The sequence below is a fragment of the Bacillus sp. AFS098217 genome (assembly GCF_002551815.1).
Taxonomy (GTDB): domain Bacteria; phylum Bacillota; class Bacilli; order Bacillales; family Bacillaceae_G; genus Bacillus_A.
Genome location: NZ_NVPR01000002.1, coordinates 13,714 through 38,010, shown reverse-complemented (window position 1 = coordinate 38,010; position 24,297 = coordinate 13,714). Strand labels below are relative to the sequence as shown.

Genomic DNA, 24,297 nt, shown 5'->3' with positions numbered 1-24,297 from the left:
TCACAGAAAATAACTTTTATCATGATAATTCGTTTTTTTGTAGCACTATTACAAGATTCCCCCCATCTACTATATGAACGTTGTACCCTTCTTATTCTTCCCTATTTTCCGAAATCTATATATGGATTTTTTCACCTCTATTAATACTGTAACTATAATAAAACCCCTTTGTCTTACACTCTCTATTTCTATCATGTAACAAGTTAAGATTATATGATTCTCATATCATACATATAAATCCATTTTCATTTTTCGACACCTAAATTCCCTGCTATGCAGAATAAAAAGTAACCTACACCCGTTTGCTCTTTCTGTTTTTACTTCGCATGTGGCAGAAAAAGGCCTTGACCGCAGTCATGGCCAGATGCTCTCTCCCACCTAAAAAGAGGGGGTTTTATATCAGTTTTTTAATTAATGTATATACAGTATTTTTAAATCTTCCTTTCCCTATAATGAAATGCCTTAGAAACAAGCTTATCTCCTAAACAAAAAGCATCTCTAAAAATAGATCAACTACTTCTAGAAATGCTTTTCGCTTCATTATTTACTTCTCTGTTACATACGCCCACTTAAAGCTATATTCTGGGCTGATGTTATGTTTTACAACTCCTTTTACAGTCGGTTTCATTGCATACGCTCTACCTGTTTGATATAAAGGAACCATTGCTACATCTTCTTCAAGCAATAGCTTTTCTGCTTTTCCAAACTCTTCCCAACGTTTTTTCGCATCGGACATGAGTTCATTTCCTGCTTTTTTAACCATTTCGTCATATTTTGGATTGGAATAACTCATTTGGTTGTACGGACTCTTCGTTTCAAACATATCAATAAATGTCATCGGATCTGCATAATCTGGGCTCCAACCTGCATAAGAAATTTCGTAGTCTTGTGCTGATTCTAGTTTTAATTTTTGTTTGAACGGCTGAATTTTCGTATTAATCGTTACCCCTTTTAAATTTTTCTCGATTTGATCTTTTACATAATCCGCAACTTTTTTCGCAGTTCCATCATCATAACTTAACAATTCAATTGTCACTTGATCTTTACCAAGTTCTTTTTTCGCTTCTTCCCATGCAGCTGCTGCTTTTTTCGTATCTTGCTTAACACCATTTTTAAATGATTCTGTGAAATCTTTACCGTCTGGACCCGTTGCGAGTCCCTTTGGTACTAATTGATCTGTCGGTTTAGATCCATTGTTTAAGATAACATTTGCTAGCCCTTTTTTATCGATTGATAATGCAATCGCTTCACGTAATTTTTTATTTTTCAATGGTGTATCCTGTCCATTACGCTTTTCATTCAAACGTAAGAAGAACGTACTTGCCTCTGAATACTCACCATACTCATCTTTATTTGCTTTATATTTATCAACAAATTCTCCATTTAGCAATGTAAAATCAATTTGATTCGTATCATATAGATTTACTTTTGTAGCTGGTTCTTTTACAACGCTGTAGTTAATTTCATCGAGTTTCACATTCTTTTTATCCCAATAATTTTCATTTTTCTTTAATTGCCAGCCCTGCTCATGTTTCCATGATGACATGACAAACGGTCCATTATATACTACTGTGTCTGCCTCTAAACCGTATTTTTCACCTTTTTCTTTTACGAATTTTTCATTTAACGGGTAATACGATGGAAATGCTACTAAGTTTAAGAAATACGGCACTGGTTGTTCTAATTCTACTTCCAGTGTATAATCATCCACAGCTTTTGCACCTAATGTAGATGCATCTGCTTGTCCCTTATTAATTGCCTCTGCATTTTTAATATAGTAAGCAATAAACGCATACTCCGCTGCTGTCTTTGGATCTAGCAAACGTTGCCATGCAAACACGAAGTCTTTCGCTGTCACTGGATCACCATTTGACCATTTTGCATCTTTTCGAAGTTTAAATGTATACTTTTTGCCATCCTCGCTTTTCGTGCTAGATTCCGCTGCAGCTGGGATTGGTTTATTATTTTTATCAAGACGATATAACCCTTCCATCGTATTCCCTAAAATTTGTCCCCCTAATGTATCGGTAGATTTCGAAGTATCCATCGACGGAATTTCCTGATTTTCTGTACGATTCATTACTTGTTTTGCTGCATATTTAATGTCAGATTTCTTATCTTCTCCACCACTAGATGTTGTACTTGTCTTTTTGTCTCCCCCTGAACCCGAACATGCTGATAACGCCATACTCATTGCTAATACTGGTGCTACCACCGCTGTTAACTTTTTTAATTTTTTCTTTTTCATTCATGTACCCTCCCCAAATTATATGTACGTTGCTAATCTTGAGAGATTCTCCGTAACTACTTAGTTATCAGAAAATTCTTATTAATTAGTATTCTACTATTTTTTCTGATTTTGTAAAGTTTATTTTTAAAAATTCAGAATATTTTTTCCAATATAATAGTTGGGCTTTTTCTTAGTACTATATAAATCCATTTTAATTTTCGACATCTAAATCCCTGCTATGCAGAATAAAAAGTAGCCTACACTCGTTTGCTCGTTCTGTTTTTGCTTCGTATGTGGCAGAAAAGGGCCCTGACCGCTTCTATGCATGGTCAGATGCTCTCTCCCGCCTAAAAAGAGGGGCTTATGTCGTTTTTTTAATTGATATATATATAATTTCCATTTTACTATATGGTTCTATTAAACTTCTTATTTTGTTCTCATTTCTCAGATTTGAAAGATTCATGATTCCTATACATATGCAAGCTGTCATATCACACTTTCTTCAGATAACATCATTGTTAGCAAAAAAAAAAGCATCTCTAAAAGTAGATAAACTACCTTTAAAAATGCTTTTTTATTTCATATTATTTTCCGTCTTTTTCAGTTACATATGCCCATTTGAAGCTATATTCTGGGCTGATGTTGTGATGAACAACACCTTTTACATTTGGTTGCAATACATAGGAATCCCCACGTTGATATAACGGTACAATCGCTGCATCTTCTTCAAGTAACATTTTCTCAGCTTTCCCCATCTCTTCCCAACGTTTTTTCGCATCGGACATCAACTCAGTTTTTCCTTTTTTAATGATATCATCATATTTTGGATTTGAATAACCCATTTGGTTGTAACTACTTGTTGTTTCAAACATGTCTAAGAATGTCATTGGATCTGCATAATCTGGGTTCCAACCTGCAAACGAGAGTTCATAATCTTTTGCTGATTCTAGTTTTAACTTTTGTTTAAACGGTTGAATTTTAATATTAACTGTTACACCTTTCAAACTTTTCTCAATTTGATCTTTTGCATAGTCAGCAACTTTTTTTGCAGTTCCATCATCATAGCTTAATAATTCAATTGTAATCTGGTCTTTCCCAAGCTCTTTCTTCGCTTTTTCCCAAGCAGCTGCCGCTTTTTTCGTATCGTGTTTCAAGCCATTTTTAAATGATTCTGTGAAATCTTTACCATCAGGACCTGCCGCCAAGCCTTTTGGTACAAGCTGATCTACAGGTTTTGAACCATCATTTAAAATAACATTAGCCAAACCTTTTTTATCAATAGAAAGCGCGATTGCTTCACGTAAATCTTTATTTTTTAATGGTGTATCTTGTCCATTACGGTTTTCATTCATTCTTAAGAAATACGTACTTGTTTGCTCATATGAACCAAACTCATCTTTTTTGTCTCTATATTTATCAACAAATTCCCCTTTTAATAATGCAAAGTCAACTTGACCACTATCATATAAGTTTACAAGTGTCGCTGGCTCTTTTACAACGCTGAAGTTAATTTCATCTAACTTAACATTCTTTTTATCCCAGTAGTTATCATTTTTCTTCAGTTTCCAGCCTTGTTCATGCTTCCACTCAACCATTGTAAATGGTCCGTTGTAAGCGACTGTATCTGCTTCTAAACCGTATTTCTCACCTTTTTCTTTTACCGTTTTTTCATTTAACGGGTAATACGATGGAAATGCTACTAAGTTCAAGAAATACGGCACTGGTTGTTCTAATTCTACTTCCAGCGTATAATCATCCACAGCTTTTGCACCTAATGTAGATACATCTGCTTGTCCTTTATTAATTGCTTCTGCATTTTTTAATGGATACGCAATAAATGCATACTCTGCTGCTGTCTTTGGATCTAATAAACGTTGCCATGCAAACACGAAGTCTTTTGCTGTTACTGGATCACCATTTGACCATTTTGCATCTTTTCGAAGCTTAAATGTATATTTTTTGCCATCCTCGCTTTTCGTGCTAGACTCTGCCGCCGCTGGGATTGGCTTATTATTTTGATCAAGACGATATAATCCTTCCATTGTATTTCCAAGCATTTGTGATGATACCGTATCTGTTGATTTGGAAGAATCCATTGTTGGGATTTCTTGTTTTTCTGTACGATTCAATACTTGCTTCGTTGCTAATTTACCATCTGATTTATTGTCGTTCTTACTTGAATCTGTACTTGTTTTTTTGTCCCCACCTGTAGAACATGCTGATAATGCCACACTCATTGCTAATACTGGTGCTACGACTGCTGTTAGTTTTTTCATCTTTTTCTTTTTCACTTTCTGTACCCTCCCTAATTACGTGTACGTTTCTAGATTGAGAAATTTCTGATAATTTTATTTATATTTATATGTTTAATCAGAAAATTTCTATTAACTATTATTCTACTAATTTTTTGTATTTTGTAAAGTATTATTATTGAAAATTTTAAAAAAATTATTTTTTTACAGTAATATTCATAAAAATCCCATCTAGATAACATAACACTCTCCATCAGTATTATATATACGTTGGTTCTATACTATTTTTTCCATTTCGAAATAAATCTCTTGTAAATTATTACTAATAAAAAATGTATAAATTTTAAAATTCCTTTCTTACAAAAACAAAAAAAGTCAGCATTGCTGACTTTTTTATCCTGCTATTTTTTCTTTTTGCATCCCTTTTAAGACCTGTTCATATTGCTCTTCATTAAATTCATTTTCACTTTTTGCAACAACTACAGTTGCGATACCATTCCCAATTAAATTTACGATGGCACGTGCTTCTGACATAAATCGATCTACCCCTAATAAAAGTGCTAATCCTTCTAACGGAATTACGTTCATAGCAGATAAAGTAGAAGCTAATACAATAAAGCCGCCACCTGTTACCGCTGCCGCTCCTTTTGATGTAACTAACAAAATAGCTATTATCGTTAATTGTTGACCTAATGAAAGGTCAATGTGAAAGACTTGCGCTAAAAATATAGTAGCCATTGACAAATAGATTGTTGTTCCATCTAAGTTAAACGAATACCCTGTTGGAATGACTAAACCTACTACTGGTTTTGAACACCCGAACTGCTCCATTTTTGTCATGATACGTGGTAATACTGATTCTGACGATGACGTACCAAGTACGATAAGTAGCTCTTCTTTTATATGGGATAAATATTTCCATAAGCTAAATTTATATAACTTACAAATTATATTTAATACGATTAGTACAAATAATGCCATTGTTGCATACACACAAATCATTAATTTTCCAAGTGGAATTAATGTACTTAAACCATATTTCCCAATTGTAAATGCCATTCCACCAAACGCTCCAAGTGGCGCTAACTTCATAACAATTGATAAAATATTAAAAAAGACTTTAGATAACCGATCAAAGAAATCAATAACCGGTTGTCCATTTTTCCCAAGCATTGTTAATCCTGCTCCAAACAAAATAGAAAAGAACAATACTTGTAAAATATCCCCTTTTGCAAATGCTTCAAACATGTTAGACGGTACAATATGTAAAAAGAAATCAACCCATTTCATTTCCTGACCACTTTGCACATATTGTGACACATCACCGCCCTTTAGTTTAGAAGGGTCTAAACCATCACCAGGACGTACTACATTCGCTACTATAATACCAATTAAAAGAGCAAAAGTTGTAACAATTTCAAAATATAATAACGCTTTTCCACCAACACGCCCTACTTTTTTCATACTTCCCATACTCGCAATGCCAAGTACAATCGTTAAAAATATAATTGGTGCAATGATCATCTTAATCATATTAATAAACGTGTCACCAATCGGCTTCATTTGTTGCCCCACACTAGGCCAAATTGCTCCTACTGCAATACCGCAAATAATTGCCACAATAACTTGGAATGTTAAATTCTTTACAATTCTCATCTGTCTAGACTCCCCTGTTTTGTTCATTTCCCCTTTAATTACATAAACCGATTATAGAATATAACTTTTTATAGGCCCCCTTGTTACTCAGTTCAAACCACAATATTATGTTACACTATTATGACGTTTTTGAAAATAGTATATATTAATTATAAAATAATGACATACTTAATTATTTTATAAATTCTAGATCACATCTAAAAAAGTAGCCAGCTTAATAGCTGCCTACTTAGACCCTCCCTCTTAAACAAGAGCAAACATTAAATATATACCAATCACAAAAAAGACAGCTAATATTTTAATAACAGTCATCACAATTTTTTGAAATCCCCTTTTTTCTAAGACAACAAGATAAAAAGCCCACTTGGTTAGTGGACTTTTTATCTTGTTACCGCGATTTATAATGGCAAATCTCTCTTCTTAAAGGACACAATCGCTACTATAAAAATAACAATTGCACCGCAAGTTAACCCAATACTCACCGGCCATATGTTATACGTTCCTGCCACAATTTCTTCTGGACGGAACAGTGAGAATAATGATATATTTCTCATCCATTCTAGCTTATCACTTAATTTCCCCACCATATTTAATACATAAAATAAAATGGTTAGACTTGCTGAATAGCTAAGAGCTTTTCTTTCATCATTACATAGACAAGAAAATAGAAATGAATAGGCACTGACTACTAAAAATACAAGTCCTCCTACTAAATTCATCTTGAAAAATAATTCTTGATTTAGATTATTGTCTTTTAAGAACCATTCTGCTCCTAATACACCAGCTCCGTACGTAGCAAGTGTAATAATCAGTAACCCAAGAATAAGAACTACCGCTTGTGTTATTGCAATCTTCACTCTAGATACAGGTGTTGCAAGTAAATATGCCATCGCTCCTTTATCTACATAACGAGCCATTAAGTGCGTCGCAACTGTTACACTAAAAATCGTCAAAATGATAATAAACAACATGCCATAGTATTCACCCGCTAAAAACTGACTTACATTTTGAATCGAAGTTTCCATACCAACTATTTTTTTCACACTCTCTGGCATAGCACCTATTAGTTCATTTAACCCTTTTGCGGATACGAGCGATGGAAATATCCAAATTAACAACCATAAATAAAGAGCCGCACCAATCGCATAACTCCATATACTTTTTGAATTTTCTTTAAAGCTAGCTAAAAACAGCTGTTTATTCATGTTTTGCACCCTCTTTCGCATCATAATAATGCATAAATAAATGTTCCAAATCCATCGCTCTCGTTTGAAGTGCTTTTACATTGTATTGCGCGAGTATTTGTAATACTTCCTGATAATTCCCCTGCACAATAACGGATGCTGTATTCCCCTTCACCGTTTCAAATTGTAAATTTGTCTTTTGTAAAGACCGCATTTCCTCTTGAGAGGACACTGTTACATCCATTACCTGTCTTCTCATACCCTGTAAATCATGAATATTTTCAACTGTTACAAGACGCCCGTCTTTAATAATTGCTACTCGGTCACATGTCCGCTCGATTTCTGTAAAAATATGTGACGACATAAGGATTGTCTTTCCTTTTTGTTTTTCTTCTAGTATTAAATCAATAAAAGTTTGCTGCATAAGTGGGTCTAATCCTGATGTTGGTTCATCTAAAATTAACACTTCTGGATTATGCATAAATGCAGCAACAATGCCCACCTTTTGCTTCATCCCTTTAGACATTTTTCGAATCGGTGTTTTCACATCAAATTGCAATCTTTCAATAAGCTCATCACGCCGTTTTGTTTCTTTCAATCCTCGCATACCTTGCATTAGTTTTAAAAATTCTAATCCATTCATTCCTTCTATAAAAGAAATTTCCCCTGGCAAGTAACCAACTTCCCTTTGGATTTTCGCAGCGTCATTCCAGCAGTCTAATCCGAAAATTTCTGCATGGCCAGCTGTTGGCTTTATAAATCCCATTAAATTACGAATCGTTGTTGATTTCCCTGCACCATTAGGCCCTAGATAGCCGAAAACTTCACCTTCTTTTACTTGAAAGGTAATATCAAATAAGCCTTTCCCATTTGAAAATTGTTTTGTGATATTTTGGACTGAAATCATTATTCCACCTCATTTTTTGAAATATTTTATGTTGTATATTTCAAAATCATTGTACTCCTCTCCAATTATATTAGCAACAATTTTTTGAAATTTTTATAAGTCTATATTTCAAAATTATTGTTTTCATCTTTATTTTCTTGTATATTTTAGGTGAGGTGATTGTATTGAACGGGTTTGAAAAAGTGAAAGAAAAGAAAAAACGCGCCATTAAAGACGCTGCATTGTTATTATTTTCAGAACGTGGATTTAACGAAGTAAAAATAGAGGATATTGCAAAAGAAGCGAAAGTATCTCAGGTGACGATTTATAATCATTTTGGGAGTAAAGACGCTCTTTTTAGAGAACTTATTCAAGAATTTGCGACAACTGAATTCCAATACTATCAAGAGCTAGCATCAGAAAACATACCTTTTCATGAAATGATGCATAAAATGATCGTTAGAAAAATGGAAAGTGGCGGGTTATTTCATCCTGACATGCTGTTGCAAGTCATCCAAAAAGACCCAGAACTTCGCGAATTTATATATCGTTATCAAAACGAAACAGTCCTGCCCTGGTTTTTAGAACTATTAGAAAATGCACAACGTAAAAATGAAATTAATCCTAACCTTTCAAAAGAAATGATTTTACTATACATTCAAATGTTTAGTAAACTAGGCGATGATTATGGGGTACAATTGTTAGAAGGAGATCGTGAAAAACATATACAAGATATTGTTACGATGTTTTTTTATGGGCTTTCTAACCCTGAAGATACAACTAATTTATACAAATTAAAATAATTTTTCACATCGATTATCTTTCATTTAAATGAAAATTCATATGTCACAACAAATTAACCTGTATAAGCTGCAGGCAAATATTCAAAGTATCAGTAAGCACATTAACATATAAAGTGTTTAAAGAAAATAAGAATGGAACATATATTTCATTTTCGAAAGCAAAAAAGACACGAAATCGTGTCTTTTTTAATTATAGCGAGATAACTCTACCCGTTTCACTACTTTTAATCGCTAATTGAATGAGCCGGATGACTTGTAAACCTTCTTCAGCTGTAACAGGAGGTTGCACGCCATGTAATATACTATCTCGAATGCCTATGTAATACATTTCATAGCAACCCACTTCTGTCGGAATACGTTTTACTACTTCTTCTGTTTCTAAAACTGCAAAATTACTTTCAGGATCTTCTCCATATCCTATATCACCTGGCTTCATACCAGATTTCAATTGCTCTTCCTGTGAATCCATACCGTATTTCACAATTGAGCCTTTATCTCCATGGACATGAAAGTGTGGTCCTGCATGTTTTACGTAACTACTACTATGTAAAATAATTCGTTTCACTCCATAGTGAAGTACAATATGGAAATAATCATCGGTTTCTGCTCCAGGTCGTTGTTTTACTACATCTGCACTAACAGCATCTGGTTTACCAAATAGATGTAATACTTGGTCAATCAAATGTGATCCTAAATCATATAAAATCCCTGACCCCGGTAAATTCTTTTCACGCCAGCGATCACGCACATGAGGACGGAAGCGATCAAAATGCGCTTCATATGTATACACATTTCCAATTTCTTTTTCTTCAATTGCCCTCTTTATTGTTAAGAAATCATTATCAAAACGACGGTTATGATATACACTCACAACTACATCATGTTTTTTCGCCAAGGCAATGAGTTCTTCTCCCTCTTCAGTTGAAACAACAAATGGTTTTTCTACAACAACATGTTTCCCATGTACAATAGCCTCTTTTACAAAGGGAAAATGTGTTGTATTTGGCGATGTAATGACAACAAGATCAATGTCGTCTCGCTTTACTAATTCTCCAATCGTATGAACAACATGCACAGTTGGTAACGCTTGTTTCACTACCTCTTCTTTCGATGAGACAATCGCACGAATATCATATTCATCAATCGTTTGTAATAAAGGGATGTGAAATGTCGTACTAGAAAATCCAAATCCTACAATCCCTACACCTATTCTTTTCATATATTTCCTCCATGTATGAGAACGATTTCATAATTATTATAACAAGTTTTCTTTTATAGACCTAACTTTTTGCTTCACTACTTCTGTTTGATTGGATTACATTTTTTACTACAAAAAAAAGAAAGGCATGTCCCTATGAAGCATGCCTTTCTCTAATAAGTTAAATATTTTTAATATGAATTAACGGTTCACTCTATCCGCTTTTTCGTCCACGTCTCAACCACTTCACCAGTATCACTAACATCTAAGACTAAACTACCGTTACTATACCGGTCTTTATTACGAAACGCTTTTGGATCTATTTCTTCTACAACATGTTTCTCTGTTTTCATGTAAACAAGTTCATCATCCCGAACAATTTCAATACCGACAATGCGATATGGATTACGCTTTAGCTCTTTAAAAATTACAAGTCCCCGCTTCGCTCTTGTTGATTTTTCAATTTCGGAGGCTTTTAATCGTTTAACTGCGCCTCGCTGCGTTACGAGGATCAGTTGATCTTTTTCACCATTTAACGGTTTACCAGAAGCAACATAATCATCTTCTTTTAAGTTAATTCCCTTTACACCAGCTGCTCTTACACCAACTGGACTTACTTCTTCTTCATTGAAAATAAGTGCATATGCACCGTGTGTTGCAAGAATAATATCACTTGTTCCATCTGTTGCAAATACATCTACAACTTCATCATCTTTTTTCAAGTTTACGGCAACAAACGCTCTTGAATAGCGCTGAACTTTATACTGATTTAGTTCCGTTTTCTTAATCATACCATTTCGCGTAACAAACACAACAAAACGTTTTTCTTCCTCAAAGTTCGGTACAACGGTTGCCCAAATTAAGGTCTCATCTCGTTCAAGTGAAACAATATTTGCAACGTGCTGTCCTAAGTCTTTCCAACGAATATCCGGCATCTCGTACACTGGAAGATAAATATAATTTCCTTTATTCGTAAATAACAGAATTGTTTCTGTTGTATTTGTATCGAAACGTTCCAGTAAGATGTCACCCTCTTTCATACCGAAGTCTTTTCCGTTCGATGCATTATGTGAACGCCATCCTGTTCGTTTCACATACCCTTCTTTCGTTACAGTAACGATGACATCTTCTTGTGGAATCATAACTTCCACATCAATTTTAATTTCTTCAATCTCTTCTTCAATGACAGCACGACGATTATCACTATACGTTTTCTTTACTCTCTTTAAATCTGCTTTGATGACTTGAAGAAGCCTTTTCTCACTTTGTAAAATCGCTTGTAATTCTGCAATTTTCTTTTCTAGTTCTTCTGCTTCTTTTTCTAGTGCGGTAATATCTGTATTTGTTAAACGATACAGTTGCAGAGATACAATTGCTTCTGCTTGCGCTTCTGTAAATCCAAATGTTGCACTTAAATTATTTTTCGCATCACGTTTATCTTTAGATGCTCGAATTGTCTCAATAACCTCATCTAAAATCGATAATGCTTTCATTAAACCCGCTACGATATGTTGGCGATTTTCCGCTTTTCGCAACTCATACTCCGAACGACGTGTAACAACTTCTTTTTGATGCCCAATATACGCATCTAAAATTTTCGGTAATGTCATAAGTGTTGGGCGACGATTGTTAATGGCTACCATATTAAAGTTATAAGGGATTTGTAAATCCGTATTTTTATATAAATAATTTAAAATCCCTTCAGCATTTGCCTCTTTTTTCAATTCCACAACAATACGAAGACCTGTACGATCCGTTTCATCACGAACCTCGGCTATTCCATCTAGTTTTTTATCTAAACGTAATTCGTCCATTTTTTTGACTAGATTCGCCTTGTTTACTTCATATGGAATTTCTGTAATAACGATTTGCTGTTTGCCACCGCGAATTGTTTCAACTTCTGCTTTTCCGCGAATGATGACTTTCCCTTTCCCTGTTTCATACGCTTTTTTTATTCCATCAATCCCTTGAATAATACCACCTGTTGGGAAATCAGGTCCTTTAATAACTGTTAATAGATCATCTACAGAACTATTTGGCTTATCGATACGCATCATTGTAGCATCAATAACTTCACCAAGATGATGCGGTGGAATTTCTGTTGCGTAACCAGCTGAAATCCCTGTTGAACCATTTACTAATAGATTCGGGAACATTGCTGGCAGTACAACTGGTTCTTCACTTGTATCATCAAAGTTTGCTACAAATTCCACTGTTTCTTTGTCGATATCACGCAGTAACTCAGAGGCAATTGGCGATAAACGAGCTTCTGTATAACGCATCGCTGCCGCTGGGTCACCATCAACACTACCATTATTTCCGTGCATTTCAACCAATACGTTACGCACTTTCCAATCTTGGCTTAAACGTACCATCGCCTCATATACAGAGGAATCACCATGTGGATGATAGTTACCAATAACGTTACCAACTGTTTTAGCTGATTTACGGAACGGTTTATCATGTACGTTTCCTTCTACATACATTGAGTATAAAATACGGCGTTGTACCGGTTTTAAACCGTCACGCGCATCTGGAAGCGCGCGATCTTGAATAATATATTTACTGTAACGTGCAAAGCGATCACCTAACACGTCTTCAAGCGGGAGGTCATGAAACTTCTCTGCTTGCATGTTATTCCACCTCCGTCTCCATAATCATTTCATTTTCTAAAATATTTCCTTCTTCTTGCATACCAAATTGCACATTGCGCTCAATCCACTTACGACGAGGCTCTACTTTATCACCCATCAACGTTGTGACGCGGCGCTCCGCTCTTGCTGCATCATCAATTTTCACACGAATTAACGTACGTGTCTCTGGGTTCATCGTTGTTTCCCATAACTGATCGGCATTCATTTCACCAAGCCCTTTATAACGCTGCAGTATATATCCTTTACCGACCTTTTTCGTTACACCATCTAATTCTTCGTCTGACCATGCATATTCAATGACTTCGCTTTTTCCTTTTCCTTTACTTACTTTATATAAAGGTGGAAGAGCAATAAACACTTTACCCGCTTCGATTAACGGCTTCATATAACGATAGAAGAACGTAAGCAGTAACACTTGAATATGAGCACCATCTGTGTCAGCATCGGTCATAATTACAACCTTATCATAGTTGATATCTTCAACAGAAAATTCGTTTCCAACACCGCCGCCAATTGCATAAATAATCGTATTAATTTCTTCGTTCTTGAAAATATCAGCAAGCTTTGCCTTTTCCGTGTTGATTACTTTACCACGTAATGGCAAGACTGCTTGAAAACGACGATCTCGGCCTTGCTTCGCAGAACCACCGGCAGAATCACCCTCTACTAAATACAATTCATTCTTTTGTGGATTACGTGATTGTGCAGGTGTTAACTTCCCGCTCAAAGTTCCTTCTGAACGTTTTTTCTTCTTACCAGTACGAGCTTCTTCTCTAGCTTTACGTGCTGCTTCACGGGCTTGAGCTGCTTTGACTGCTTTCTTCACAAGAAGTGTTGCTACATCAGGATTTTCTTCTAAAAAGTATGCTAAGTGTTCCGACACAATTGCATCTACTGAAGAACGCCCTTCACTTGTCCCAAGCTTTCCTTTTGTTTGCCCTTCAAATTGCAGTAAATCTTCCGGCACACGCACAGAAACAATGGCAGCTAACCCTTCGCGAATATCTGTACCTTCTAAGTTTTTATCTTTTTCCTTTAATAGAGAGACTTTACGAGCATATTCATTGAAAACACGAGTCATCGCTGTTTTAAATCCAGATTCGTGTGTTCCGCCATCTTTTGTACGCACATTATTTACAAATGAAAGAATGTTTTCTGAATAGCCATCGTTAAATTGAAATGCAAGTTCTGCCTCGATTCCATTTTGTTCACCAGAAAAATATACAACTGGATGAATAGAGTCTTTTTCTTCATTTAAATACGTAACAAATGCTTCAATTCCTGTTTCATAGTGAAACACATCTTCTAAATCATTTCGTTCATCTTTTAAAGTGATTTTCATACCTTTTAACAGAAATGCAGATTCACGTAGTCTTTCACATAACGTTTCATAGTTATAATTTGTTGTACTGAAAATAGATGGATCTGGTTTGAAATGCATCGTTGTACCAGATTCTTTTGTTTTCCCAATTTTCTCTAATGTTGTTGCAGGAATACCACCATTTTCAAAACGCTGTTCATATATATTTCCATCTCGTTTAATCGTTACAATTAGCCATTCTGATAAAGCATTTACAACAGATGCACCAACACCATGTAAACCACCGCTTGTTTTATAACCGCCTTGCCCAAATTTACCACCTGCATGAAGTACAGTTAAAATGACTTCAGGTGTTGGCTTTCCAAGCTTATGCATTCCCGTAGGCATTCCACGCCCTTTATCAATAACACTAATACTATTATCTTTATGTATTACGACAGAAATTTCGTCGCCAAATCCCGCTAATGCTTCATCAACGGAGTTATCTACTATTTCGTATACTAAATGATGCAATCCACGGCTGTCCGTGCTCCCGATATACATACCCGGGCGTTTTCGAACGGCTTCAAGGCCTTCAAGCACTTGAATTGCATCTTCGTTATATTGAAATTGATGCTTCGCCAAACTCCTTGCCCCTTTCCTAATTAAATCAGAACATATGTTTCTATTATAGAATAACTCCTTAACCATGTTTTTGGCAAGTTATGTTATGTCTTTTATATACCATTTTCAAAAGAAAAATCCTTGTTTTTGTACAAGGATTCCTCTAGGCTACTATTTCAGAAAAATAATCGTTTGTCAACGAGAAATGGATATGTATTCCAAAACCACACATTCCACCATTTTAGCATTACCCAAATGACAAGTATCCAAAACGGGATAACAAGTAAGCATCCCAAAAAACAGCCTTTAAAAAATCTCATGATGAACAACTCGTTCATCCGCTCAGCTCCTAAGTGTGAACGAAAGCTGAATCGACCTTTCATTTACAAATGTCTATACTACCTCGTCATCGCGTGTTCTACTTTAATACAACGATCCATGATAACAGTATAGCCTTTTTCTTTTAACAACTCGTATGTATCTTCATCTTGTAGTCCTAATTGTGCCCAAAAAACATCAGCATCAATCTCTACAAATTCTTTTGCCACATCTATTAAAAATTCAGAGCGACGAAATACATTTACGATATCAACATGTTCCTTAATATCTTTTAAGGAAGAAACCGCCTTTTCTCCCAGTACTTCATCAACGACTGGGTTAACTGGAATAATACGATACCCAGCATCCTGCATCGCTTTTGAAACCATATACGATGTACGATCTGACTTGTCAGATAATCCAACAACCGCGATGGTTTTACTATTCTTCAATACTTCACCAATTTCCGTACGAGTTGGGTTTTCAATTGTCATATTACATCCCTCCTATTCTTTTAGTATAGCCGATAAAGAAAGTCTCTTTCAATACGAAAGAGACTTTCTTTATTAATTCTTAGCAGGAGAGTTATCTGCTAGTGTAGCTGTTTTCGTCATTTTTTCACCATTGCGATAGAATGTAACTTCAATTTTATCGCCAACTTTTTTCTTTTCATATAAGTATTTACGGAATTGAAGTGCATTTTCAACCTTTTGACCATCTAATGCTACCACAACATCATATTGTTGTAATCCTGCTTTTTCTGCTGGTGAGATTGGATAAACCTTTCCTAAAACAACACCGCTTGTTACATCGTTTGGAAGTTTTAGTTGAGAGTATCCTTGCACATCCTCTAGTGAGACAACACCAACACCAAGAGCTGGACGTTTTACTGTTCCGTCTTTTTCAAGAGATTCGATTACTGGTTTGGCAATGTTAATTGGAATCGCAAATCCAATTCCTTCTACCGATTGTTGTGCGATTTTACTAGAGTTAATACCTATTACCTCACCATTTTGGTTAAACAATGCGCCGCCACTATTACCAGGGTTAATCGCTGCATCAGTTTGAATAACTTGTGCTTGCCAATCTGGACGTTTGTCACCATCAATATCAACTGGAATTTCACGTTCTTTACTACTAATGATTCCTTCCGTTACACTGCCATCAAAGCCTAGTGGGTTACCAATTGCAATTGCTGGTTCACCAGCACGAATTTTACTTGAATCGCCTAACGTTGCAACTTTATTAATATTAGATCCGTCAATCTCTACAACAGCTAAATCTAACCAAGGATCTTTCCCAACCAATCTTGCATCAACTTGCTTACCATCACTTAGTTTTACTGCAAGTTTATTTGCTCCCTCTACTACGTGGTTATTTGTTACAATGTACGCCTTATTTCCAGCTTTCTTATAAATTACACCTGATCCTGTTCCAGCTGTTTGTTCTTGGCCTGCTTGATCTAGTGCGAATGGATCTACTCTTTGTTGCATGTTAATGACGCCTACAACAACATCTTTTGCTCCTTCAATCATGCCTGGTAAATCCGTTTCATTTTTTGCTTTATTTACAACAGGAACCATAGTTCCTTCTACCTTAGAATTAGAAGATACTGGTGAGACTCCATTTCCATCATTCCAAGGCATATATGGTGCTGCAAAACTGATAGTAACCGCTCCAACCACAGCCCCCACTAAACCAGTAAAGAAATAGCCTTTCTTACTACCAGATTTTCTAACTTCTCTTGTTTCACTGCGTTCTTCATTCATATTTGGTCCGTCATAATATCCCATGTTTTATTTCCCCTCTCTGCTGAGTTCGTATTTTTAGTATAGTCACGCTTTGTGTCCTCCTTGTGAACTCATCGTGAAATCCAATTAAAAAAATACTCTTATTTATTATTGTAGACAAAAAAGTTATCATTTTTACATTTCATCCGCAAAAGAGAGTGTAAATGTACTATATTTTCAACATATAAGTTGCTGCTACGAAAAACAAAAAGAGATCTCCACTCGTTTTCTCCCTCTGTTTTCACTCGGCATGGGGCTAAAAAAGGCACGGACCGCTTCTATCCTTGGACGGATCCTCTCTTCCAACCAAAAAGGAAAGCTTTTCTATCCGTTCTCTACTATATATTGATTTCACACCATTTTACTACTCGCTGCTATGAAAATAAAAAGAGATCTCCACTCGTTTTCTCTCTCTGTTTTCACTCGGCATGGGGCTAAAAAAGGCACGGACCGCTTCTATCCATGGACGGATCCTCTCTTCCAACCAAAAGGAAAGCTTTTCTATTACATAGTATTTAAAAACTATTCCTCAAACTTATACCCAACCCGAATAACAGTTCCAATATGCTTGGCTTTGTCACCTAATTTATTACGTAGTTTTTTTATATGTGTATCTACTGTACGATCATCACCGTAGTAATCATATCCCCATAGCTGATCCAGCAAATGTTGACGTGATAATACAATCCCTTTGTTCTCCATTAAATAAACAAGAAGTTCAAATTCTTTATGCGTTAATATAACCTCTTCTCCATTTACAGATACTGTTCGTGAAAGTCGATTCACATCGATTCCAGCCATAGACATTACGTTTTCTTCAGCAACCCCTACTGCTCCATCAGCACGCTTTAATAACGTTTTTGCACGAGCTACTAATACTTTCGGACTGAAGGGCTTGGTTACATATTCATCCGCTCCCAGTTCAAAACCTAGTAATGTATCATCTTCATCAGAACGTGCTGTCATCATAATAATTGGCACTGCCGATTCTTTCCGGATACGGCGACAAACAGACCAACCATCTATTTCTGGCAGCATAATATCTAACATAATTAAATCAATTGTATGTTCAGCAAATAATTCTAACGCTTGTTTTCCATCTTCTGCTTCGATCACTTCAAAGCCTTCACTGCGAAAATAATCACTAACAATTTCGCGTAATCTTCTTTCATCTTCAACAAGTAATACTGTTTTATTCATCTAACCTATCCCGCCTTTTTACTCTTTCAATCGAATAATACGTTGATTGGAGCTTCCGCGAAATGGAAGTGTTAAATCTCTTTTATCGAGTTCAAACCTTCCATCGACCAAAACATCCCCATAGTGTAACAACTCTATCATATCATTATTTCGGGAACTCTGTATCTCTTCTAACGTATAACCAGTGTAAATCCATAAGTTTTTTTTCAAGTCCTTCACAGCTTTTGCTACCTTTTTCACTTCCGCAGCTTGAAAGAATGGATCTCCACCTGAAAATGTTACATCAGTGAGCGGATTTTCGGTAATCTCTTTTACAATTTCTTCCACAGTCATTTCTGTTCCATTACAAATATTCCACGACTTTGGATTATGGCAGCCTATACAACGATGCGGACAGCCCGCAAAAAACACGACTGTCCGCAATCCTTCCCCATCTACTACACTATCATGAATAATGTTCATAACTTTCATTTATGTTTCACCCGATCCGCTTCTTCACTACGTTTTGCACTATTCCATTTGGACATATCTCCTACAAGGTATCCAGTAATGCGACGAATTCTTTCTATCTCATGCTCGTCCTCATTTGCACAACTTGGACATTCATTACGAATGACACCATGATAACCACAGCACTTACAACGATCGACAGGGTGATTAATTGACCCATATCCTACTCCATATTGCGCCATTGCCTGCACGATTTGTTTTAAGGCTTTTTGATTATGAACTGCTGCTCCATCTAATTCAATATACGTAATATGCCCACCATTACAAAGTGCATGAAATGGCCCTTCTAAACGTATTTTATCTATCGCTTGAATGTTATAATACACCGGAATATGAAATGAATTTGTATAATAATTATGATTTGTTACACCGCTAATCGTTCCAAATTCTTCTCGATCTTTTTTAACAAACTTACCTGATAATCCTTCTGCAGGCGTTGCAATTAAAGAGAAATTCAACTGATGTTCTTCCATTGCTGCATCCATTTTCTGTCTCATAAAGGTAACAATCTCATATCCAAGATTCCATGATTCTTTATCTTCTCCATGATGTTTCCCTGTTAAAACAACTAAACATTCTGCAAGACCAATAAAACCAATGCTTAATGTTCCTTGTTTTAAAATTTCTGCAACAGAATCTTCAGGCTGCAGTTTCTCTCCGCCTCGCCATACTCCTTGTGAATATAAAAACCGAAAATCTCTTGCTTTTTTTGTACATTGATAGGCAAATCTTTCTAGCAATTGGCGAATACCAAGATCTACATAATCATTTAACATCTCAAAGAACGCCTCTTTTGAACCGCTCATGAATGCTAGTTTCACTAGATTGATGGAAGTAAACGATAAATTCCCTCTTCCAATTGCCGTTTCTTCTCCATGAATATTAGACATAACACGAGTTCTGCATCCCATATAACACACTTCACTTTCAGGACGACCATCATAATGGATTGCATTAAACGGTGCATCTAAAAATGAAAAATTCGGGAACAATCGTTCAGCTGTCGTTTCTAGTGCCAATTCAAATAAATCATAGTTCGGATCATTTTCTTCAAAATTCACACCTTTTTTCAATTTAAAAATTTGAATAGGGAAAATCGGTGTTTCGCCTTTTCCTAACCCTGCTTGCGTTGCTCGTAATAATTGTTTAACTAACAATCTGCCTTCTTTTGATGTGTCCGTTCCGTAGTTAATCGAAATAAACGGAACTTGACCACCACCTCGGCTATGCATACTATTTGAATTATGAATAAAAGCTTCACAAGCTTGATACGTATCGTTTTCTGTTTCCTTCCATGCAAATTCTTCTACTTGTTCTTTTGTTAATGGATAGTTTGCTAATCGTTTTTTATTTCTTTCAAATGTTTTTCTTACATATGGTGCTAAATCAATATCAAATAATGCAAATGATTGACCACCGTGCTGCATATTTTGATTTGCTTGAAAAATAATTGAAGCAAGCGCCAACGCACTTTTAATATCTTGTGGTCGCCTCATATGTCCATGCCCTGTATGAAATCCCTTTTCAAGCATTTGCGCTAAAGGAATTTGAGAACATGTTGTCGTACCTGTCGCATAAAAATCTAAATCATGTGGGTATACTATATTTTGATCTATTGCTTTTTTTACTTGTTCGGAAAGTAAATATTCCACCGCATAATATTTCGCACTCTCCGATGCAAATGTTCCCATCATTCCCATTGGAGATCGTCCATCAACATTTGCATTTTCTTGCATTAAGTCTTGTTCATTACTGTGGACAATCGTTTCAAAAATCTTTACAAGTTCTTCTCCATGTATACTTTGTTTCAGCATTACTTAACCCTCCAACTATATCTTGTCACTTCTCTAACGAAATGATACAACATATAGCCCTACTGGTTCTGTGAAAAATGTAACATTCCTGTGAAAGTTTTTTTAAGAAACATTGAATTTTCATTTACAAAAAAAATGTGCTCTTTACAAATGTATGGTACAATATACGGGAAAAACTCTTTTTACCCTTTATCAACACATTTGAATAAAGGAGACTGAACTTATGCTTATTACATATCTTTTATTGGTCGTTGCCTATCTACTCGGCTCGATTCCATCTGCACTTGTTGTTGGGAAAATTGGTTATGGAATCGACATTCGCGAGCATGGTAGCGGTAATTTAGGAGGAACGAATACTTTTCGTACACTAGGGAAAAAAGCTGGTTTTATCGTTACAATTTCCGACATTTTAAAAGGAACGTTAGCAACAGGTCTGCCGCTAATTTTCGGCTTACATATCCATCCTCTTTGGTTTGGATTAGCTGCAATTCTTGGACATATATATCCAATCTTTGCAAAATTCCGTGGTGGAAAAGCAGTTGCAACTACTGCTGGAGTACTTTTATGTTATGCACCAGTTGTTTTTTTAGTATTAGCCGTTGTCTTTTTCACCCTTCTATTTACAACAAGATACGTGTCACTTTCTTCTATGGTAACAGCTATTTTCGCTGTTATCGCATCGATTATTAACGGGGATAAGATCTTCATTGTTGCGATGTGTTTAGTAGCTGGTATGGTTATTTATAGACACCGTGCAAATATTGGACGAATTATAAATAAAACTGAACCGAAAGCAAATTTTACAAAGAAACAAAAGTAAGATTGTAGCCCACATAACGCAAAAAGAAAACGCAAAGCATATTAATAGCGTCTTTTTGCGTTATTTTTTATACTAAAGAAAAAGCAACATAATTTGGAGGAACTATACATGAATCTTTCCGTAACAAAAGAAGCAGTAAATTGGTATAAAGATGAATTAAACTTACAATCTGGCGATATGCTTCGCTTTTTCGTACAATATGGTGGTTGCAGTACTGTACAAAAAGGTCTTTCTTTAGGAATCCGTAAAGATGACCCTGCACATCCAGCTGTTCAAATTCAGGAAGAAGGCATCACTTTCTTCGTTGAAGGTGATGATGAATGGTTCTTTGATGGACACGACCTATCCGTTACTTTTAATGATGGTGATGACTTCCCACAATTTAATTATGAAAAATAAAAAAACGTGGCTTTCGCCACGCTTTTTTATTTTTTCTTAATTTCCTCATATTTTGCATACCACTCAGGATATAGTTTCTTAAAGGATACAGGACGAAAACCCTCTTTTTTCGCACAAATATTTGTTGTTGTAGCTGTAATACAAAGGTCTCCATCACCATTATAAATTTCATATCCATATATAACACGAAGGGGACTAACTGAATCAATCCACGTTTTCACAATTGCTTTTTCTCCATAACGCATTGCTTTTCGATATGAAATTTGCAAATCTAATACGGGAGAAATAATTCCTTCCTGCTCCATCTCAATATATGAAAACCCTAATTCCTGTATCAATTTCGTACGCCCTAGTTCAAGCCATACTAAATAATTTGAATGATAAACAACACCCATTTGATCCGTTTCCGCATAGCGGATTTCAATTTCATGTTCTGCTACAAACATATCACTATCTCCTTCACACTTCTGTTTCCTTGCATACATTTAATCATAATACAGGGAAATCAAAAATAAAATAGAAACGGTGGATCTTTTTACTGAAAGGAGCAAGTATATGATTCAAATTGTAACCGTTCGTAGTGGTGATAGCGTATATAGTTTAGCAACAAAATATGGCACTACACCTGAAGAAATTGTAAAAGATAATGGACTGAATCCCGCTGAAACACTCGTTGTTGGTCAGGCACTCATTGTAAATACGAAAGGAAATAATTATTACGTACAGCCAGGCGACAGTCTTTATCGAATTGCTCAAACATATAACGTTCCTCTCGCTAGCTTAGCAAAAGTTAATAATCTATCATTAAAATCCGTTCTCCATGTTGGGCAACAATTATATGTACCACAAGGCTCAAAACGAGCGATAGAATCTATCGCCTACTTGCAACCTTCCACAGTACCTATTAAAGAAAGCTTAGTAAATGCTACGCGGGCTATTAATCCTTATTTAACATATTTGGCTTATTTCAGCTTTGAAGCACAAAGAGATGGAACTTTAAAAGAACCAACCGAAACCGCTAGAATTGCTGAGCTCGCTAGGCGAGGACAAACAATCCCGATGCTCGTTATTACGAATATCGAAAATGGGAACTTCAGCACTGCATTAGCATCTGTTCTTTTAAGAAGCACTACCATTCAAAATAAGTTTATTACTAACATTCTACAAACAGCTGAGAAATACGGTATGCGTGATATTCATTTCGACTTCGAAAATGTCGCTCCAGAAGACCGTGAAGCATACAACCGCTTTTTACGAAGTGTAAAAGCAAGATTACCTGAAGGATATACGTTAAGTACGACACTTGTCCCAAAAACAAGTTCAAAACAAAAAGGCAAATTTTTTGAAGCGCATGATTATAAAGCACAAGGAGAAATTGTCGACTTTGTCGTGATTATGACTTATGACTGGGGATGGCAAGGCGGACCGCCAATGGCAGTTTCTCCTATTGGCCCTGTAAAACAGGTAATCCAATATGCAAAATCTCAAATGCCACCGCACAAAATTATGATGGGTCAAAACTTATATGGTTTCGACTGGACACTTCCGTTTAAAGCAGGGAATCCTCCTGCAAAAGCTGTTAGTTCGGTCTCAGCTGTTGCCCTTGCTCGTAAATATAACGTTCCAATTCGCTATGATTTCACTGCTCAAGCACCACACTTTAATTACTTTAATGAAAATGGTGTGCAGCATGAAGTATGGTTTGAAGATGCACGGTCAGTCCAAAGTAAATTTAATTTAATTAAAGAGCAAGGCATACGCGGTATTAGCTATTGGAAAATTGGTCTTCCTTTCCCGCAAAATTGGCGTTTACTTACTGAAAATTTCTCAGTTACAAAAAAAGGCTGACGATTGTCAGCCTTTTTACCCATTATATTCAGATTCATCTTTTATTTCACTTTTCAATGAATCAATACTTTCTAAACGGCGTTGGTTTTTTGCTTCAATTGCAGCGCGATCTTGTTCATTTGAAACCTCTGCAGTTTCTTTTGCCTCATTAAAATTATCAATCGTATTTTGTACCATCTCTTGTAACTTTTCTACATTGTCACTTCTGTCATCTGGATTCGCTTTATATTGCTCTGCCATGCTATTTCCCTCCTAATTGAGATATACATACCATGTTAGTTTTCCAAAAACAAATTAGATTATGTACACACATAAAGAAAAGGAGAATGAAAACATTCTCCTTTTCTTTAACCGTTATCAACAATCGGTTGTTTTCCAGTCTGATCTTGCATTTGTTTGCCTTTATTTCCACCAGCTTTTTTTGATTGCGTTCCAATTTGGTTCGGTGCAAAGTCTTTTGGATTCTTTTTTGGATTACCCATCGTTATCGCCTCCTTATCACTAGTATCATACTAGTGATAAGAATTATTCAGCTTGCTTAAAAAGCCTCATCTCATAACGTTTTTCAATTCGTTCTTCAATCCGTTCAATTGCATCACGATCGCTTAGTAGTTGCCGCTTATTTTCCTTCACAAGTTCCTCGAATGTTTTTCGACGATTTCTTCTCATGTTGTTCATCCTTTCTCCTTCTCTTTCTTATTATTAGTATGAACAAATAAAAAACTCTTTAATCAGACTTATGAGAAAACTTCATATTTTAATAAAGAACAGTTTATTGTACACAAAAAATCCATTCGCAGTTTCTCTAGAC

General features: G+C 35.7%; 21 protein-coding genes. 4 read left to right on the top strand and 17 right to left on the bottom strand.

The window, feature by feature from the left end:
- Positions 1-544: 544 nt before the first annotated feature.
- The 5 genes from COO03_RS00670 to COO03_RS00645 form a co-directional block, all read right to left on the bottom strand.
- Positions 545-2,248, bottom strand: a complete 1,704-nt coding sequence (locus COO03_RS00670) for a peptide ABC transporter substrate-binding protein (RefSeq protein ID WP_097894559.1) — start codon at positions 2,246-2,248, stop codon at positions 545-547.
- Positions 2,249-2,814: 566 nt separating this feature from the next.
- The gene (locus COO03_RS00660) at positions 2,815-4,521 is read right to left on the bottom strand and encodes a peptide ABC transporter substrate-binding protein (RefSeq protein WP_097894557.1); all 1,707 of its coding nucleotides are present in this window, start codon (positions 4,519-4,521) and stop codon (positions 2,815-2,817) included.
- Positions 4,522-4,875: 354 nt separating this feature from the next.
- Complete coding sequence (locus tag COO03_RS00655) at positions 4,876-6,138, bottom strand: dicarboxylate/amino acid:cation symporter (RefSeq protein WP_097894556.1); 1,263 nt, start codon at positions 6,136-6,138, stop codon at positions 4,876-4,878.
- 398 nt (positions 6,139-6,536) lie between these two features.
- Positions 6,537-7,343, bottom strand: a complete 807-nt coding sequence (locus tag COO03_RS00650) for an ABC transporter permease subunit (RefSeq protein ID WP_097894555.1) — start codon at positions 7,341-7,343, stop codon at positions 6,537-6,539.
- Positions 7,336-8,229 carry an ABC transporter ATP-binding protein gene (locus COO03_RS00645; RefSeq protein ID WP_097894554.1) on the bottom strand — a complete coding sequence of 298 codons (894 nt, stop codon included), beginning with the start codon at positions 8,227-8,229 and terminating at the stop codon, positions 7,336-7,338. Before COO03_RS00645 ends, COO03_RS00650 begins: the two co-directional genes overlap by 8 nt.
- A gap of 137 nt (positions 8,230-8,366) precedes the next feature.
- Between COO03_RS00645 and COO03_RS00640 the strand changes: the two genes are divergently transcribed.
- Positions 8,367-9,011, top strand: a complete 645-nt coding sequence (locus tag COO03_RS00640; protein ID WP_141523349.1) for a TetR/AcrR family transcriptional regulator — start codon at positions 8,367-8,369, stop codon at positions 9,009-9,011.
- A 190-nt stretch (positions 9,012-9,201) separates the two neighbouring features.
- On the opposite strand, the gene COO03_RS00635 is transcribed toward COO03_RS00640, so the two are convergent.
- The 8 genes from COO03_RS00635 to COO03_RS00600 all read right to left on the bottom strand — a co-directional run bounded on the left by COO03_RS00635 (position 9,202) and on the right by COO03_RS00600 (position 20,419).
- Complete coding sequence (locus COO03_RS00635; RefSeq protein ID WP_097894552.1) at positions 9,202-10,230, bottom strand: oxidoreductase; 1,029 nt, start codon at positions 10,228-10,230, stop codon at positions 9,202-9,204.
- 188 nt (positions 10,231-10,418) lie between these two features.
- Entirely contained in the window at positions 10,419-12,842 is a 2,424-nt protein-coding gene (parC, locus tag COO03_RS00630) for a DNA topoisomerase IV subunit A (RefSeq protein WP_097894551.1), read from the bottom strand.
- A 1-nt stretch (position 12,843) separates the two neighbouring features.
- The gene (parE, locus tag COO03_RS00625; RefSeq protein WP_097894550.1) at positions 12,844-14,808 is read right to left on the bottom strand and encodes a DNA topoisomerase IV subunit B; all 1,965 of its coding nucleotides are present in this window, start codon (positions 14,806-14,808) and stop codon (positions 12,844-12,846) included.
- Positions 14,809-15,185: 377 nt separating this feature from the next.
- The gene (locus COO03_RS00620) at positions 15,186-15,599 is read right to left on the bottom strand and encodes a CoA-binding protein (RefSeq protein WP_097894549.1); all 414 of its coding nucleotides are present in this window, start codon (positions 15,597-15,599) and stop codon (positions 15,186-15,188) included.
- Positions 15,600-15,671: 72 nt separating this feature from the next.
- Positions 15,672-16,898 (bottom strand): S1C family serine protease, encoded by a 1,227-nt coding sequence (locus COO03_RS00615; RefSeq protein ID WP_097894548.1) that lies wholly within the window; start codon positions 16,896-16,898, stop codon positions 15,672-15,674.
- A 519-nt stretch (positions 16,899-17,417) separates the two neighbouring features.
- Positions 17,418-18,095, bottom strand: coding sequence for a response regulator transcription factor (locus COO03_RS00610; RefSeq protein WP_097894547.1), 678 nt, complete (start codon positions 18,093-18,095; stop codon positions 17,418-17,420).
- Positions 18,096-18,113: 18 nt separating this feature from the next.
- On the bottom strand, positions 18,114-18,566 hold the full coding sequence (gene nrdG / locus COO03_RS00605) for an anaerobic ribonucleoside-triphosphate reductase activating protein (RefSeq protein ID WP_097894546.1): 453 nt from the start codon (positions 18,564-18,566) through the stop codon (positions 18,114-18,116).
- Positions 18,563-20,419: an anaerobic ribonucleoside triphosphate reductase gene (locus COO03_RS00600; protein WP_097894545.1), complete on the bottom strand. Its 1,857-nt coding sequence runs from the start codon at positions 20,417-20,419 to the stop codon at positions 18,563-18,565. The genes nrdG and COO03_RS00600 overlap by 4 nt, the downstream gene beginning before the upstream one ends.
- 223 nt (positions 20,420-20,642) lie before the next feature.
- Between COO03_RS00600 and plsY the strand changes: the two genes are divergently transcribed.
- Entirely contained in the window at positions 20,643-21,239 is a 597-nt protein-coding gene (gene plsY, locus COO03_RS00595) for a glycerol-3-phosphate 1-O-acyltransferase PlsY (protein ID WP_097894544.1), read from the top strand.
- A 108-nt stretch (positions 21,240-21,347) separates the two neighbouring features.
- Positions 21,348-21,638, top strand: a complete 291-nt coding sequence (locus tag COO03_RS00590; protein WP_097894543.1) for a HesB/YadR/YfhF family protein — start codon at positions 21,348-21,350, stop codon at positions 21,636-21,638.
- A gap of 26 nt (positions 21,639-21,664) precedes the next feature.
- Here COO03_RS00590 and COO03_RS00585 read toward each other — a convergent pair whose 3' ends face one another.
- Complete coding sequence (locus COO03_RS00585) at positions 21,665-22,084, bottom strand: acyl-CoA thioesterase (protein ID WP_097894542.1); 420 nt, start codon at positions 22,082-22,084, stop codon at positions 21,665-21,667.
- A 109-nt stretch (positions 22,085-22,193) separates the two neighbouring features.
- Here COO03_RS00585 and COO03_RS00580 point away from each other — a divergent pair, with 109 nt between their 5' ends.
- A complete protein-coding gene (locus COO03_RS00580; RefSeq protein ID WP_097894541.1) occupies positions 22,194-23,486 on the top strand; it encodes a LysM peptidoglycan-binding domain-containing protein in 1,293 nt (430 codons plus the stop codon).
- Between the two features lie 15 nt (positions 23,487-23,501).
- Here COO03_RS00580 and tlp read toward each other — a convergent pair whose 3' ends face one another.
- The 3 genes from tlp to COO03_RS00565 form a co-directional block, all read right to left on the bottom strand.
- Complete coding sequence (gene tlp / locus COO03_RS00575) at positions 23,502-23,726, bottom strand: small acid-soluble spore protein Tlp (protein ID WP_097894540.1); 225 nt, start codon at positions 23,724-23,726, stop codon at positions 23,502-23,504.
- A 107-nt stretch (positions 23,727-23,833) separates the two neighbouring features.
- Entirely contained in the window at positions 23,834-23,968 is a 135-nt protein-coding gene (gene sspN / locus COO03_RS00570; protein WP_097894539.1) for an acid-soluble spore protein SspN, read from the bottom strand.
- A gap of 43 nt (positions 23,969-24,011) precedes the next feature.
- Positions 24,012-24,155, bottom strand: a complete 144-nt coding sequence (locus COO03_RS00565; RefSeq protein ID WP_097894566.1) for an FbpB family small basic protein — start codon at positions 24,153-24,155, stop codon at positions 24,012-24,014.
- Positions 24,156-24,297: the final 142 nt, after the last annotated feature.

What these genes read in the sequence shown, in the direction of transcription:
- COO03_RS00670 (WP_097894559.1), bottom strand. Translation starts at nt 2,248, where the DNA reads ATGAAAAAGAAAAAATTAAAAAAGTTAACAGCGGTGGTAGCACCAGTA.
- COO03_RS00655 (WP_097894556.1), bottom strand. Translation starts at nt 6,138, where the DNA reads ATGAGAATTGTAAAGAATTTAACATTCCAAGTTATTGTGGCAATTATT.
- COO03_RS00650 (WP_097894555.1), bottom strand. Translation starts at nt 7,343, where the DNA reads ATGAATAAACAGCTGTTTTTAGCTAGCTTTAAAGAAAATTCAAAAAGT.
- COO03_RS00645 (WP_097894554.1), bottom strand. Translation starts at nt 8,229, where the DNA reads ATGATTTCAGTCCAAAATATCACAAAACAATTTTCAAATGGGAAAGGC.
- COO03_RS00635 (WP_097894552.1), bottom strand. Translation starts at nt 10,230, where the DNA reads ATGAAAAGAATAGGTGTAGGGATTGTAGGATTTGGATTTTCTAGTACG.
- parC (WP_097894551.1), bottom strand. Translation starts at nt 12,842, where the DNA reads ATGCAAGCAGAGAAGTTTCATGACCTCCCGCTTGAAGACGTGTTAGGT.
- COO03_RS00620 (WP_097894549.1), bottom strand. Translation starts at nt 15,599, where the DNA reads ATGACAATTGAAAACCCAACTCGTACGGAAATTGGTGAAGTATTGAAG.
- COO03_RS00615 (WP_097894548.1), bottom strand. Translation starts at nt 16,898, where the DNA reads ATGGGATATTATGACGGACCAAATATGAATGAAGAACGCAGTGAAACA.
- COO03_RS00610 (WP_097894547.1), bottom strand. Translation starts at nt 18,095, where the DNA reads ATGAATAAAACAGTATTACTTGTTGAAGATGAAAGAAGATTACGCGAA.
- nrdG (WP_097894546.1), bottom strand. Translation starts at nt 18,566, where the DNA reads ATGAAAGTTATGAACATTATTCATGATAGTGTAGTAGATGGGGAAGGA.
- COO03_RS00600 (WP_097894545.1), bottom strand. Translation starts at nt 20,419, where the DNA reads ATGCTGAAACAAAGTATACATGGAGAAGAACTTGTAAAGATTTTTGAA.
- plsY (WP_097894544.1), top strand. Translation starts at nt 20,643, where the DNA reads ATGCTTATTACATATCTTTTATTGGTCGTTGCCTATCTACTCGGCTCG.
- COO03_RS00590 (WP_097894543.1), top strand. Translation starts at nt 21,348, where the DNA reads ATGAATCTTTCCGTAACAAAAGAAGCAGTAAATTGGTATAAAGATGAA.
- COO03_RS00585 (WP_097894542.1), bottom strand. Translation starts at nt 22,084, where the DNA reads ATGTTTGTAGCAGAACATGAAATTGAAATCCGCTATGCGGAAACGGAT.
- COO03_RS00580 (WP_097894541.1), top strand. Translation starts at nt 22,194, where the DNA reads ATGATTCAAATTGTAACCGTTCGTAGTGGTGATAGCGTATATAGTTTA.
- tlp (WP_097894540.1), bottom strand. Translation starts at nt 23,726, where the DNA reads ATGGCAGAGCAATATAAAGCGAATCCAGATGACAGAAGTGACAATGTA.
- sspN (WP_097894539.1), bottom strand. Translation starts at nt 23,968, where the DNA reads ATGGGTAATCCAAAAAAGAATCCAAAAGACTTTGCACCGAACCAAATT.
- COO03_RS00565 (WP_097894566.1), bottom strand. Translation starts at nt 24,155, where the DNA reads ATGAGAAGAAATCGTCGAAAAACATTCGAGGAACTTGTGAAGGAAAAT.